15 protein-coding genes are annotated in these 13,385 nt (G+C 63.9%); 11 read left to right on the forward strand and 4 right to left on the reverse strand.

Annotation, left to right across the window (positions count from 1 at the left end):
- Positions 1–23: 23 nt before the first annotated feature.
- Positions 24–986, reverse strand: coding sequence for a tyrosine recombinase XerC (locus W911_RS02275; protein ID WP_023785891.1), 963 nt, complete (start codon positions 984–986; stop codon positions 24–26).
- A gap of 429 nt (positions 987–1,415) precedes the next feature.
- Between W911_RS02275 and W911_RS17650 the strand changes: the two genes are divergently transcribed.
- On the forward strand, positions 1,416–1,811 hold the full coding sequence (locus tag W911_RS17650; RefSeq protein WP_081717800.1) for an HU family DNA-binding protein: 396 nt from the start codon (positions 1,416–1,418) through the stop codon (positions 1,809–1,811).
- 387 nt (positions 1,812–2,198) lie between these two features.
- On the opposite strand, the gene fsa is transcribed toward W911_RS17650, so the two are convergent.
- Positions 2,199–2,852 carry a fructose-6-phosphate aldolase gene (gene fsa / locus W911_RS02285; protein WP_023785893.1) on the reverse strand — a complete coding sequence of 218 codons (654 nt, stop codon included), beginning with the start codon at positions 2,850–2,852 and terminating at the stop codon, positions 2,199–2,201.
- 164 nt (positions 2,853–3,016) lie between these two features.
- Between fsa and W911_RS02290 the strand changes: the two genes are divergently transcribed.
- Positions 3,017–5,233 carry a primosomal protein N' gene (locus tag W911_RS02290; protein WP_023785894.1) on the forward strand — a complete coding sequence of 739 codons (2,217 nt, stop codon included), beginning with the start codon at positions 3,017–3,019 and terminating at the stop codon, positions 5,231–5,233.
- Positions 5,234–5,254: 21 nt separating this feature from the next.
- Here W911_RS02290 and W911_RS02295 read toward each other — a convergent pair whose 3' ends face one another.
- The gene (locus W911_RS02295) at positions 5,255–5,542 is read right to left on the reverse strand and encodes a hypothetical protein (protein ID WP_023785895.1); all 288 of its coding nucleotides are present in this window, start codon (positions 5,540–5,542) and stop codon (positions 5,255–5,257) included.
- Positions 5,543–5,740: 198 nt separating this feature from the next.
- On the reverse strand, positions 5,741–6,109 hold the full coding sequence (locus W911_RS18625; protein WP_244438568.1) for a BA14K family protein: 369 nt from the start codon (positions 6,107–6,109) through the stop codon (positions 5,741–5,743).
- A gap of 133 nt (positions 6,110–6,242) precedes the next feature.
- Between W911_RS18625 and W911_RS18420 the strand changes: the two genes are divergently transcribed.
- The 9 genes from W911_RS18420 to W911_RS02345 all read left to right on the forward strand — a co-directional run bounded on the left by W911_RS18420 (position 6,243) and on the right by W911_RS02345 (position 13,128).
- Complete coding sequence (locus W911_RS18420) at positions 6,243–6,518, forward strand: hypothetical protein (protein WP_162471741.1); 276 nt, start codon at positions 6,243–6,245, stop codon at positions 6,516–6,518.
- 223 nt (positions 6,519–6,741) lie between these two features.
- Complete coding sequence (locus W911_RS02310) at positions 6,742–7,302, forward strand: F0F1 ATP synthase subunit delta (RefSeq protein WP_023785898.1); 561 nt, start codon at positions 6,742–6,744, stop codon at positions 7,300–7,302.
- A 118-nt stretch (positions 7,303–7,420) separates the two neighbouring features.
- Positions 7,421–8,950 carry a F0F1 ATP synthase subunit alpha gene (atpA, locus tag W911_RS02315; protein WP_023785899.1) on the forward strand — a complete coding sequence of 510 codons (1,530 nt, stop codon included), beginning with the start codon at positions 7,421–7,423 and terminating at the stop codon, positions 8,948–8,950.
- A gap of 72 nt (positions 8,951–9,022) precedes the next feature.
- Positions 9,023–9,910: a F0F1 ATP synthase subunit gamma gene (locus W911_RS02320; RefSeq protein WP_023785900.1), complete on the forward strand. Its 888-nt coding sequence runs from the start codon at positions 9,023–9,025 to the stop codon at positions 9,908–9,910.
- Between the two features lie 17 nt (positions 9,911–9,927).
- Positions 9,928–10,350: a DUF2059 domain-containing protein gene (locus W911_RS02325; protein ID WP_023785901.1), complete on the forward strand. Its 423-nt coding sequence runs from the start codon at positions 9,928–9,930 to the stop codon at positions 10,348–10,350.
- Positions 10,351–10,380: 30 nt separating this feature from the next.
- Positions 10,381–10,782: an organic hydroperoxide resistance protein gene (locus W911_RS02330; RefSeq protein ID WP_023785902.1), complete on the forward strand. Its 402-nt coding sequence runs from the start codon at positions 10,381–10,383 to the stop codon at positions 10,780–10,782.
- Between the two features lie 22 nt (positions 10,783–10,804).
- Positions 10,805–12,238 carry a F0F1 ATP synthase subunit beta gene (atpD, locus tag W911_RS02335; protein ID WP_023785903.1) on the forward strand — a complete coding sequence of 478 codons (1,434 nt, stop codon included), beginning with the start codon at positions 10,805–10,807 and terminating at the stop codon, positions 12,236–12,238.
- Between the two features lie 51 nt (positions 12,239–12,289).
- Complete coding sequence (locus W911_RS02340) at positions 12,290–12,598, forward strand: hypothetical protein (RefSeq protein WP_023785904.1); 309 nt, start codon at positions 12,290–12,292, stop codon at positions 12,596–12,598.
- 140 nt (positions 12,599–12,738) lie between these two features.
- Positions 12,739–13,128: a F0F1 ATP synthase subunit epsilon gene (locus W911_RS02345; RefSeq protein ID WP_023785905.1), complete on the forward strand. Its 390-nt coding sequence runs from the start codon at positions 12,739–12,741 to the stop codon at positions 13,126–13,128.
- The last annotated feature ends 257 nt before the right edge of the window (positions 13,129–13,385 follow it).

Genomic DNA, 13,385 nt, shown 5'->3' on the forward strand with positions numbered 1-13,385 from the left:
TTTGGATCGGCCGCGATTTTTTGTCAGGCGCGCGGATGGGCGGCGTCGTAGACGGCGAGGATACGTTCGCGGTCGACGTCCGTATAGACCTGGGTGGTGGAGAGCGAGGCGTGACCCAAGAGCTCCTGGATCTGGCGCAGGTCGGCGCCGGCCGCCAGAAGGTGGGTGGCGAACGAATGGCGGAGCGCGTGCGGGGTTGCGGTCTCCGGCAAGGCCAGTGCGTCCCGCATTCGCGCGACAGCGAGCTGAATAATGCGCGGCGAGAGCGGACCGCCCTTGGCGCCCAGGAAGAGTGAGCCTGCGGGATCGAGCGGATAGGGGCAGAGCGCAATGTAGCGGGCAACAGCCTGCTGCGTGACCGGCAGAATGGGAACGAGCCGCTCCTTGCCGCCCTTGCCAACGATGCGGATGACGTCGCGGCCGGGCAGGGGCGCATCTTGCCGCGTGAGGCCGAGCGCTTCGGAAATGCGCAGGCCAGCGCCATAAAGCAGTAGCAGAACGGCGGTATCGCGCGCGCCGATCCAGCCGTTGGCCGCATCGGCGTCGTCGACCAGGGCCGCTGCCTTTTCCACGGTGAGAGGTTTTGGAAGCGAGCGCGCGATACGGGGCGTGGCGACGCGCGCGAGCGCGCGGTTGCTTACGTGGTTCGTCGTTTCGAGCCAGCGGTAGAAGGTGCGCAGCGCAGACAGGGTGCGGGCGAGCGAGCGGCTTTGGATGCCGGCCCTTCGGCGTGCGGCAAGGAAGCGGCGGACGGCTTTGACGTCGAGGCGGGCGAGGTCGCCGAGGCAGGGGGAATGGCCAAGATCGCCCTTTAAAAACAGCACGAACTGGCCGAGATCGCGCTCATAGGCGATGCGGGTCGCTTCGGAATATCCGCGTTCGTGTTCGAGATGGGCGAGCCAGCCGCGGGCCGCGTCACGGAGATCTTCCGCGAGCGGCAGAGTGCCGTCGGCATCGAGGAGATCGTCGATCGAGGTCTTCGTCATCCGGCGCGCATGCCCTGTCTCTCTCAGCGCGACGCTACATGATTTGCGACGTGGCGGCGTGCCCTATCGCGTGTGCCGCGGTTCGCTCTGCGACACTTTAATCGCTTTAAATAAGCGCTTTCTGCTGCTCAAAGGCGCGAACTGCGGATTGGGAACGAACGTTCGGAATGCGCGAATCAGGGGGACGAACTGCAGTCTCGATTGCTCCCTCGCGTGCGGCGATGGTATGCAACACGGAGGGTGGAGGCGCGTTTTGTCCCCGGTTTCAGGGCAAAACTTGTGTTCTTCAGACCTCCGTTGCGCGTGCAAGCGTGACCGAAACTCCAATCCCTGGCTAGAAAAACGCAATCATTGTAGATCGATAGACGCGAAAGCTCATTGTTTATTGTATCTTCGCGGGCATTGATTCTTTTCGCTGAGGAAACACTCATGGCTACCAAGACTGTCACTAAAGCCGCGCCGAAGACTAAGGCGAAGGCAAAGGCTCCGGCTAAAGCCAAGCCTGCAACGAAGACCGCTGCGGCCAAGACGACGGCCGCGAAGGCAACGAACACCCTCACGCTTCGCCATATCGGCGTCGCGCTTTCCGAGACGCACGACCTTCCGAAGAAGCAGGCCAACGCCGTGCTTGAGGATATGGTTGCGTTGATCACCAAGCACCTCAAGAAGGGCGACCGCATCCGCATTGGCGGCCTCGGCATCCTTCAGGTGCGCAAGCGTCCGGCTCGCATGGGCCGCAACCCGGCGACGGGCGAGACCATCAAGATCAAGGCGAGCAAGAAGGTTGCCTTCCGCGCCGCCAAGGATCTCAAAGAGCAGATATAAAGCGTGATCGTTTCGGATTGTCGGGATCGCGGTCTTCGTTAGCGAGGCCGACTATCACGCTTCAGGCTGATAAGGCCTGAAGCGATCATGGTCTAAGACGGGACGGGTTGGCGCGGCGCGGGCTTCTCTGCAGCCCACTCCCCGTCTCTGTCCGGTGCGATACAAATAAAGCGGCGGCCGAGTTTTCTCGGCCGCCGCTTTCGTTGGGTGTGTGGAAGCGTGTCTGGGCACCGGCCTTCGCCGGTGTGACGGAGTGTTTTAGGCAATCGGCTTGCCAGCAAACTGCCGTCATCCCGGCGTCATGGCGGAGCCATGCTCCGCATGGACGGCCGGGATCCAGCTACGTTGGTCCGGATGAGAGGGCGGTGGTGTGGTATCCCGTGTGCGTCAGATCGTCTGGCCGGTCTTCTGCCAGTCGGCCACGAACTGGGCGAGGCCGGAGTCGGTGAGCGGATGCTTCACCAGCGCCTTCAGGATCGAGGGCGGAATGGTCGAGACGTCGGCGCCGATCAGGGCTGCTTCCTTGACGTGGTTCACGGTGCGGATCGAGGCTGCGAGGATGTCGGTTTCGAGATCCTGGTAGTTGTCGTAGATGGCGCGGATTTCGCGGATCAGGTCCATGCCGTTCAGGCCGATGTCATCGAGCCGGCCGATGAACGGCGAGACGAACGTAGCGCCCGCCTTCGCGGCCAGGAGCGCCTGGTTGGCGGAAAAGCACAGCGTGACGTTGACCATGGTGCCGTCCGACGTCAGGGCCTTGCAGGCCTTGAGGCCGTCGAGGGTCAGCGGCACCTTGATCGCGACGTTGTCGGCGATCTTCCGCAGCACCTCGGCCTCTTTCATCATGCCGGCGTGGTCGGTTGCGGCGACCTCGGCGGATACGGGGCCGGATACGATGGCGCAAATCTCGGAGATCGTCTGCTTGAAGTCGCGGCCCGATTTTGCAATCAGCGAGGGGTTGGTGGTGACTCCGTCAAGAAGCCCGGTTGCGGCCAGCTCCTGAATCTCCCCGACATCGGCGGTATCGACGAAAAACTTCATTCTCGGTCCTTTGTGCTGCCCCGGTGGCGGGGCATTCTTCACGACGGAGCAAGGCAGCCGCTTTGGGCTCACGGGCTCATTCTCGTCACCCTGCCTCACCACGCTCTGATTTTCGATTGGTAGCTTCTAATCCGGTACCGGCACACTTGGATAGCCTCCTTGACATGAACGAACACGGTGAACGCGGCCTTTTGGGGCCGAAGACCGTGCCTGTGCTGATGCCCGGCGCGCCGCTGGACCAAACCTACGACTATCTGGTGCCCGCGGGGCTTGCGGTCGAGCCCGGCTGCTTCGTCCTTGTGCCGTTCGGGCCGCAAACGCGGATCGGCGTCGTTTGGGACACCCCGCAGGGCGACCAATCGCGCGCCGTCGATCCCAAGAAAATGAAAGCGATCACGGAGCGGCTCGACGTGCCGCCCCTTCCGGCCGTTTCCCTCCGGTTCGCGGAATGGATCTCGGGATATACGCTGTCGCCCCTAGGCCTCGTTGCGCGCATGACGATGAGTGCGCAGGCCGCGTTCGAGCCGCAGAAGCCGCGCTTTGGCGTGCGCATCGTGGCGGGCGCGCAGGAGCCGCCGCGCATGACGCCGGCCCGGCGGCGCGCGCTCGATATCGCGGCGGATGGCCTGATCCGGGTAAAATCGGCGCTTGCGACAGAGGCGCAATGCAGCACTGGTGTTGTCGACGGGCTGGTGGCTTCGGGAAATCTCGTCGAGGTGGCCGTGCCGGAGCGGCGGTATCCGGTGCCCGATCCGGAGCATCGCGAAACTCAATTCACGGATGCGCAGGCCGAGGCCGTGCATGCACTCGTGTCATCGGTCGACGGCGACGGGTTCTCCGTTTCTTTGCTCGACGGCGTGACGGGCTCGGGCAAGACGGAGGTTTATTTCGAGGCGGTTGCGCAGACGCTCCGGAAAGGGCGGCAAGCGCTCATCATGCTGCCGGAGATCGCGCTCACCGGGCAGTTCATGAGCCGGTTCGTGGCGCGCTTCGGGTGTCAGCCGGCGGAATGGCATTCGGCGCTCTCTCCCGCCGAGCGTGGGCGTGTGTGGAAGGCCGCGGCCTCGGGAGAAGCGCGTGTGATCGTGGGGGCACGATCCGCGCTGTTTCTGCCCTATGCCGATCTCGGGCTCGTCATCGTCGACGAAGAGCACGATGCAGGCTTCAAGCAGGACGACCGGGTGCACTATCAGGCGCGCGACATGAGCGTTGTGCGCGGCAGTCTCGGCAAGTTTCCGGTGGTGCTCGCGTCCGCCACGCCGTCCATCGAGAGCCACGTCAACGCGCGCACCGGGCGCTACCGGCAGATCGTGCTGCCGGGGCGCTTTACGGGTGCCGATCTGCCCGACGTCAAGGCGATCGATCTGAGGCGCGATCCGCCTGAAAAAGGGCAATGGCTCTCGCCCGTGCTGGTGGGCGCGCTCACAGAGACGCTCGCGCAGCGCCAGCAGTCGCTGCTGTTTCTCAATCGCCGGGGCTATGCGCCGCTGACGCTGTGCCGGGCGTGCGGTCATCGGGTGGAGTGTCCGCAATGTACGGCGTGGCTTGTGGAGCATCGTTTCCGCCGCCGGCTTAACTGCCATCACTGCGGCTTCTCGCTGGCGATGCCCGAGGCATGTCCGAAGTGCCATGAAGAGGGCGCGCTCGTCGCGTGCGGTCCCGGCGTCGAGCGGGTGGCGGAAGAAGTGCGGGAGCGGTTTCCCGAGGCGCGCGTGGCGCTGCTTTCGTCAGATCTCATCCCGGGGCTTGAAGAGATGCGCCAGATCATCGGCGAGATCGAAAGCGGGGAGGTGGACATCATCATCGGCACGCAGATCGTGGCCAAGGGGCACAACTTTCCGCTGCTGGCGACGGTCGGCATCGTGGACGGCGATCTCGGTCTTTCGATGGGCGCGGATCCGCGCGCGGGCGAGCGGACGTTTCAGCTTCTCCATCAGGTGACGGGCCGCGCTGGGCGCGCGATGACGAAGGGGCGCGGGTTCGTTCAGACCCACATGCCAGACCATCCGGTGATGGAAGCGATCATCTCCGGCGACAGAGAGAGTTTTCTCGACCGCGAGATCGACATGAGACGGCGCGGACTGCTGCCGCCGTTCGGGCGTCTGGCCGCGCTCGTCATCTCGGCGCGCGACAAGGATCTGGCGGAGAAGTTTGCGCGCGAGGTTGCGCGCCGGGCGCCCCCCTCGGACCGGATCGCCGTGCTTGGCCCTGCGGAGGCGCCGATTGCGGTGGTGCGCGGGCGCCATCGATGGCGGCTTCTCGTTAAAGCGCCGCGGGAGGCCAACATTCAGGACTATCTGAGGCAATGGGGCGAGGCGCTGCCCCGGATCGCGGGGGATTTGCGCCTCGCCGTCGATGTCGATCCCTACAACTTTCTCTAGGGATCGGCCGCGTGCCTCGTTTTAGCGGTGGGCCGAGGAGAGGATCGCGCCGACCGCCAACACGCCGAGGCCGATGGCTATGCCCTTTGCGAGATCCCTATCCTTGTTGTGGCGATGCTTCTTGTAGCCATGGCTGCGACCGTGGCGATGCTCGTAGCGGCGGTCGTCGTAATGGCGGGAGTAGTGGTGGCCTCTCTTGCCGTGCCAGCCGTCCCTGGCGTTTGCCGCCGTGGCGGCGAGCGGGCTCAGGTTGGCGGCGACGAGGCCCGTGATCACGGCAGCGGAGGTTGCGAATTTCTTGAAGGACATAACCGTTCCCCTTCTTTCTGATCCAATGTGCCAAGCCTTCCCAGCACGTTGGGATCAGAAATAGCGGGGTGGCGCTGAACCCTCCTTGAACAGCGCGTGCAGGCTCCGTTCATATTCGTAAACGCTCGTAAATACGCGCCGGACAGCTCTTTTTTGCTGCCGGCGCGTCCGTTTCTTCTGCGGTGATGCAGGCGGGGCTTATCTCAGGTAGGGACAAAGCCTCCGTTCGCCGCCGTAGGTCAGGAACGTGCCCGTTCTGCGATCGAACGAGCGATAGCGGGCGGCGCAGCGCTCGACGGCGTCGTCGTCGTAGGACGCGACCGGCTCGTCGTAATCGTCGTCGTAAGGCGGAGCGTAATAGAAGTCGTCGTAGTAGTAGGACGGACCCCACGCGCCGTAGAAATAAGGTGCGCCGAAGCCGATGCCGCCGCCCCGCCAACGGCGATGGGCATGACGATGATGGCGATGGCCGACGCCACGGTAGCCACGTCTTGGGCCGGCGTAGTCTCCCCGGCCAGCGCCGCCCCGGAAGCCGGGGCCTCCGCCGCCACGGTGACCGCCACCCATGGCGGGACCTCCGCCGCCGCGTGGTCCTCCGCCAATTCCCGGGGTGGGCGCCGTGCCGCCGCCGCGAAGCGCTGCGCCGCCATCCATGTATCTTTGGACGGGAACGATCGATGACCCCGCAGGGGCGCTGGATGTGGCGGCCTTCGCCGTGGCGGAAGCGGCCGGGGCGGCAGCCGCCGGCGCTCCGAACGGCAGCGCCATCAATGCGGCCGCCGCCAAGATGCGTGAAGTCCTCATAACTTGCTCCAATTCTCACGCCTTAGCGGGCGTGACGCCTCGATTTTTTTCGTTCTTTGTCGTCCCCGGATTTGCCGGAACGGCGTTCGAGATCCTGATTGCCCATGTGGGGCCTCGCCTCAACGAATTCTACGAGCAACCCCTATGGTTCCATCATTTTGGCGTGGTTTGAGGGAGAGGGCGGTGAATGGCCGCGGAAATGCGGCGTTCGGGCTCGCCAACCCCGGTTGATGCGTCGTTGCGCCCATGATACAGAACCGCGGGTTTTCAGTCGGGGGGCGACGCAGAACATCGGTGTGGCCCTAACGCCCTGATCACCCTTTCTCAAAGAAATGAGCTGTGGCTTCGGCCGCGGGGCTTCCTAGCAACCCCTTGAGCACGCGAGAATTCTTGACGTGGCGACAGAAGAACCCATCGTGGCCGGAGTGGCAGGCCGATACGCAGCAGCGCTGTTCGATCTCGCCCGCGAGGAGAACACCATTTCCGAGGTCGGGCAGGATCTCGAAAAATTCAAGCAACTTTACGACGAGAGCCCAGAGCTCCAGCGTCTGGTCCGGAGCCCGGTGATCGCGGCTGACGATCAGACGCGCGCGCTCGGCGCGGTGCTCGACAAGGCGGGAGTTGGCGGGCTCGCGAAGAATTTCTTCGCGTTGGCTGCCCGGAACCGCCGCCTGTTCGCCGTGCCCGACATGGTGCGGGCGTTCCAGGCGCTCGCAGCCAAGGCGCGCGGCGAGGTGACGGCGGTGGTTGCCAGTGCGCAGCCCCTGACCGATGCCCAGGCCGAGGCCCTCAAAGCTTCGCTGAAGGCGGCCGTCGGAAAAGACGTGACGCTTCAGACGCGGGTCGATCCTTCGCTGATCGGCGGGCTCGTCGTGAAGCTCGGCAGCCGGATGGTCGATTCGTCGCTTAAAACGAAGCTGCAAAACCTGAGCCTCTCCCTCAAGGGAGGCCACTGAGAGTTTTAGGGAGGGGCGCGGTCACGCTGCCTCTCCTTTTTACGACATTCGCGTGGCGGGCCTTCTGGCGCGCCCAAAAGAACACAAGAGAAAACGCCCAAAGACACGAGGTCAACCGATGGACATCCGGGCTGCAGAGATCACCTCGATCCTGAAGGATCAGATCAAGAATTTCGGCAAGGAAGCCGAGGTTTCCGAGATCGGACAGGTGCTGTCGGTGGGCGACGGCATTGCGCGCGTTTACGGTCTCGATAACGTGCAGGCCGGTGAAATGGTGGAGTTCCCCGGCGGCATCCGCGGCATGGCGCTCAACCTCGAAGCCGACAACGTCGGTGTCGTGATCTTCGGCGACGACCGCACCATCAAGGAAGGCGACACCGTCAAGCGGACCGGCGCCATCGTGGAAGTCCCGGTCGGCCGTGGCCTGCTTGGCCGCGTTGTCGACGGTCTCGGCAACCCGATCGACGGCAAGGGCCCGATCAAGGGCGAGGCGATGAAGCGCGTCGACGTCAAGGCGCCCGGCATTCTGCCGCGTAAGTCGGTGCACGAGCCGATGGCGACCGGCCTCAAGGCGGTCGACGCCCTGATCCCGGTCGGCCGCGGCCAGCGCGAGCTGATCATCGGCGACCGCCAGACCGGCAAGACCGCCATCATTCTCGACACGTTCCTCAACCAGAGGGCGGTGAACGCCGGCACGGACGAGAGCGCAAAGCTCTACTGCGTGTACGTTGCTGTTGGCCAGAAGCGTTCGACGGTTGCCCAGTTCGTGAAGGTGCTCGAAGAGCGCGGTGCGCTCGAATATTCGATCGTCGTTGCGGCGACGGCTTCCGATCCGGCGCCGATGCAGTTCCTGGCGCCGTTCACCGGCTGTACGATGGGCGAGTATTTCCGCGATAACGGCATGCACGCCGTGATCGCTTACGACGACCTTTCGAAGCAGGCCGTGGCGTATCGCCAGATGTCGCTGCTGCTGCGCCGTCCGCCGGGCCGCGAAGCGTACCCGGGCGACGTGTTCTATCTCCATTCGCGTCTGCTCGAACGCGCCGCGAAGCTCGGAGACGCCGCCGGCAACGGCTCGCTCACGGCGCTTCCCGTCATCGAGACGCAGGCCAACGACGTGTCGGCCTACATTCCGACCAACGTGATTTCGATCACCGACGGCCAGATCTTCCTCGAAACCGATCTCTTCTTCTCCGGCATCCGTCCGGCCGTGAACGTCGGCCTCTCGGTGTCGCGCGTCGGCTCCTCGGCGCAGACGAAGGCGATGAAGCAGGTGGCCGGCAAGATCAAGGGCGAGCTTGCGCAGTACCGCGAAATGGCGGCGTTCGCGCAGTTCGGCTCCGATCTGGACGCTGCCACGCAGAAGCTGCTCGCGCGCGGTGCGCGTCTGACGGAGCTTCTGAAGCAGCCGCAGTTCTCGCCGCTCAAGATGGAAGAGCAGGTTGCGGTGATCTTCGCCGGTACGCGCGGCTATCTCGATTCGCTGGCGGTTTCGGCTGTCGGCAAGTTCGAGGAGAGCCTGCTGACGGCGCTTCGCGACGAGAGCTCGATCCTGTCCTCGATTGCATCTGCGAAAGCGGTTTCGGACGAGACCGAGAAGAAGCTCGTGGAGTTCCTCGACAAGTTCTCGAAGAGCTTCGTCGCCTAAACGAACGAGGGGTGTCTCCTCCGGCGAGGCCAGAGGAGAACGGGATAGAGACGGTTCGCAAAGGACGCTCGAATGCCGAGCTTAAAAGATCTCAAGAACCGCATCGCCTCCGTCAAGGCGACGCGGAAGATCACGAAGGCCATGCAGATGGTGGCCGCCGCTAAACTGCGCCGGGCGCAGGAAGCGGCGACGGCTGCGCGGCCCTACGCCGAGCGCATGGATGCGGTGCTTGCCGCGCTCAACAAGAACACGAGCCGCGAAGGCGCGTCTCCTTTGCTCGTCGGGACGGGCAAGGACGATGTGCATCTCCTGGTCGTGATGACGGCAGAACGCGGTCTCTGCGGCGGCTTCAACTCGAACATCGCCAAGCTCGCGCGCGCGGATGCGCAGCGGCTGATCGCGCAGGGCAAGACGGTGAAGATTATTACCGTCGGCCGGAAGGGTGCGGACAACCTGCGTCGCGATCTCGGCCGCAACATTACCGAGCGCCTTGGGCTCGGCGGCGGGCGCGGGATCTCGTTCTCGACGGCGGAGGACATCGGCAACAAGCTGCTCGCCATGTTCGAAGCGGGCGAGTTCGACGTTGCGACGCTCTATTTCTCCGAGTTCCAGAGCGTCATCTCGCAGAAGCCGACGGCCTTGCAGCTCATTCCGACAAAGCTGCCGGAAGGCGCGGAGGATGCGCCGGAAGCCGGTGGTGCGCAGGCCGTCGTCGAATACGAGCCGGACGAGGAATCGATCCTCGGCTATCTGCTGACGCGCAACATCTCGACACAGATCTTCCGGGGTCTTCTTGAGAACGCTGCGTCCGAGCAGGGTGCCCGCATGAGCGCGATGGACAACGCGACGCGCAACGCGGGCGACATGATCAATAAGCTGACGATCCAGTACAACCGTCAGCGGCAGGCGAACATCACCAAGGAACTGATCGAAATCATCTCGGGCGCGGAAGCGCTCTGACGGGACCCTGTATCTTCATGCGATCGATTTTTTACGGCGCAGCTCTGGCACTTTTCGCGACGTTCGTCGGTTTCGACGGCGCTCGTGCGCAATCGCCGGACGTTGCCGCTGCGGCGGATCGGTTGCTCGAAGTGCAGTCTCCCAAAGAGATGCTCGCGGATATCGCCGGCAAGATCTCCGTCTCGCTTCCGCCCTCGCAGCGGCAGGCATATGTGGACGCGATGACCGAGCCGGCGTTCGTCGAACGCTTCAAGGTGGCGGCGCGCGATGCGCTGGCGAAGAACTTCACGGTGGAGGAGCTCGATGCCCTCGCCGAATTCTACCAGCGGCCGGTTGCACGGTCGGCGATGGCCAAGATGGGAGACTATATGGCCTCGCTGATGCCGTTCATTCAGGCCGAGCTGATTGGCATCGCTTCTAAGCTGCAGTCGCAGCCTTAGGTCGTACGGATAGCTCGGAGACGGACGTCAATGGCTTACAAAACGACAGCGACGACAAAGGGCGGCCGCGAAGGCCGTGCAATGCTCGACGGCGGCGCGCTGGCGCTCGCCATGGCTCTTCCGAAGGAGCTTGGCGGATCGGGCGAGGGTCACAATCCGGAACAGCTTTTCGCGCTCGGCTATTCGTCGTGCTTCGGCCAGGCGATCCTCGTGCTGGCGAAGAAGCATGGGCTCGACGGGCAGGCCGCGCGCGTGACCGCCGACGTGACACTCAAGACCGACGACGGCTTCTCGCTCGCGGTCGATCTCAAGGTTTCGCTTCCTGGTGCCGACAAGGCCGCACTTGAGGCCCTGGTCGAGGAAGCGCATCAAATTTGTCCGTATTCAAAGGCGACGCGCGGGAACATTCCCGTGACGATCACGGTCGCCTGAGCACTTTACGCTGGAGAGGAAAATGGCAAGCAAGGTTGGTAAGGTCCGTCAGGTCATGGGCGCCGTTGTCGACGTCGAGTTCGACGGGCATCTGCCTGAGATTCTCAACTCGCTCGAAACCACGAACCAGGGCAACCGCCTCGTGCTTGAGGTCGCGCAGCATCTGGGCGAGAACACCGTGCGCACCATCGCCATGGACTCGACCGAAGGTCTCGTCCGCGGGCAGGACGTGACGGACACGGGCGCACCGATCTCGGTGCCGGTCGGCGAGGAGACGCTGGGCCGCATCATCAACGTGATCGGCGAGCCGGTGGACGAGGCTGGTCCCGTCAACACCAAGGCGCGGCGCGGCATTCACCAGCCCGCTCCCTCCTTCGCCGAACAGTCGACGGAAGCCGAAATTCTCGTCACGGGCATCAAGGTCGTCGACCTGCTGGCTCCCTACGCCAAGGGCGGCAAGATCGGCCTCTTCGGCGGCGCCGGCGTCGGCAAGACCGTTCTCATCATGGAGCTGATCAACAACATCGCTAAGGCCCACGGCGGCTACTCGGTGTTCGCGGGCGTGGGTGAGCGTACGCGTGAGGGCAACGACCTCTATCACGAGATGATCGAGTCCAATGTCAACGTCGATCCGAAGAAGAACAACGGCTCGACCGCCGGTTCCAAGTGCGCACTGGTGTACGGGCAGATGAACGAGCCGCCGGGCGCGCGTATGCGCGTGGCGCTGTCGGGTCTCACGGTCGCTGAAGATTTCCGCGACAAGGGCCAGGACGTGCTGTTCTTCGTCGACAACATCTTCCGCTTTACGCAGGCAGGCTCGGAAGTGTCCGCGCTTCTCGGCCGTATTCCTTCGGCGGTGGGTTATCAGCCGACGCTCGCCACCGACATGGGTGCGCTGCAGGAGCGCATCACCACGACCCAGAAGGGCTCGATCACCTCGGTGCAGGCCATTTACGTGCCGGCCGACGACTTGACCGACCCGGCGCCTGCCGCCTCGTTCGCTCACTTGGACGCGACGACGGTGCTTTCGCGCTCGATCGCGGAAAAGGGCATCTACCCGGCCGTGGACCCGCTCGACTCGACGTCGCGCATGCTCGACCCGCGCATCGTCGGCGAGGAGCATTACGCGGTTGCCCGTCAGGTGCAGTCGATCCTTCAGCGCTACAAGGCGCTCCAGGACATCATCGCGATTCTCGGCATGGACGAGCTGTCGGAAGAGGACAAGCTCACGGTGGCCCGCGCCCGCAAGATCGAGCGCTTCATGTCGCAGCCGTTCACGGTGGCCGAGGTGTTCACCGGCTCGCCGGGCAAGCTGGTGTCGCTGGCCGACACCATCAAGGGCTTCAAGGGACTGTGCGAAGGCGACTACGACCACTTGCCGGAACCCGCCTTCTACATGGTAGGCTCTATCGATGAGGCCATCGCCAAGGCGGAGCAGCTCGCCGAGGCAGCGTAGGCGAACGTCAGGCGCTAGCAGAGGCCCGCTCAAGGCGGGTTGGGAGAGAGAATGGCGGCAGACATCGGCGCAGGGAGCGGGGGCCAGGGTTTTGGCTCCTGCTGCGAGGAACTCCAGGAGGCGATGAGCGGCGAGGAATTCGAGCCGCTGATCACGGTCGGGGATGACGGCGTTCTCTACATGTCGGTCGGCATGGTCGAGCTTGAGGACGAAGAGCCGGGGATGGTCGATCATCCGGTTTTCTTCTGCCCCTTCTGCGGCTCGGGCCTGCAGACGCCCGAGGACGTGAAAGCGAAGACCGGCGACGAAGACGATGACGACGAAGAAGAAGAGGACGAGTCCGAGGACAAACAGTCCTAGAGCCGTTCAGGTTTTGCTGGAAGCGCAGAACGGCTCTAGGTTTTTGCTTTGTCGTGCTTCTTATCGGAAAACCGGTTCCCACTTTTCCGGAAGCACTCTAGACGTCCGCTCTTCCGGGAAGGATTTAGAAAGAGGAGCTTATGGCTCAGACGTTTACATTCGAGCTGGTCAGCCCCGAGAAGGTGCTGCTTTCGGGCCAGGCAGAGCAGGTGCAACTGCCGGGCAGCGAAGGCGATATGACCATCCTTCCCAATCACGCGCCGCTGATTTCGACGCTTCGGCCGGGCGTGATCGACGTCGTTCGCAGCGAGGGCCGGGCGCGCATCTTCGTGCGGCAGGCGTTCGCGCAGGTGGAGCCGGACCGGCTGACGGTTCTGGCGGAGAAGGCCTACGACGTGTCGGAGCTGCGCGGCGAGACGCTCTCTGCCGAGATTTCGTCGGCGGAGCGCGATCTTGCCGAGGCGAAGACGGACGAGCAACGCTTGGTTGCCAATCAGGCGTTGACGGCACTCGCCGAGCTTCGGGCGTAAGCGGGACGTACGTCAGGTAGATTATTTTAAAAAAGCGCCCTCGAAACCGGGGGCGCTTTTTTTGTTTCGTACACAAGCTGCGGGAAGCTTCGGACAAGGGGCGTTGTGCTGGTGGATGTCCGCGCCACTTGGCGCGGGGGCGCGCCCAAGCGAAGCTTGGCTCCGTCAAGACGCTCCCGAGCGCTGACGCTCTAAAGCGCGTTCATGTCAGATGGGATCGCTCCGGTTCCCCTCCCCCTGGTGGGGAGGGGTTAGGG

It is taken from the genome of Hyphomicrobium nitrativorans NL23 (genome assembly GCF_000503895.1).
In the GTDB taxonomy this organism is placed as follows: Bacteria; Pseudomonadota; Alphaproteobacteria; order Rhizobiales; family Hyphomicrobiaceae; genus Hyphomicrobium_C; species Hyphomicrobium_C nitrativorans.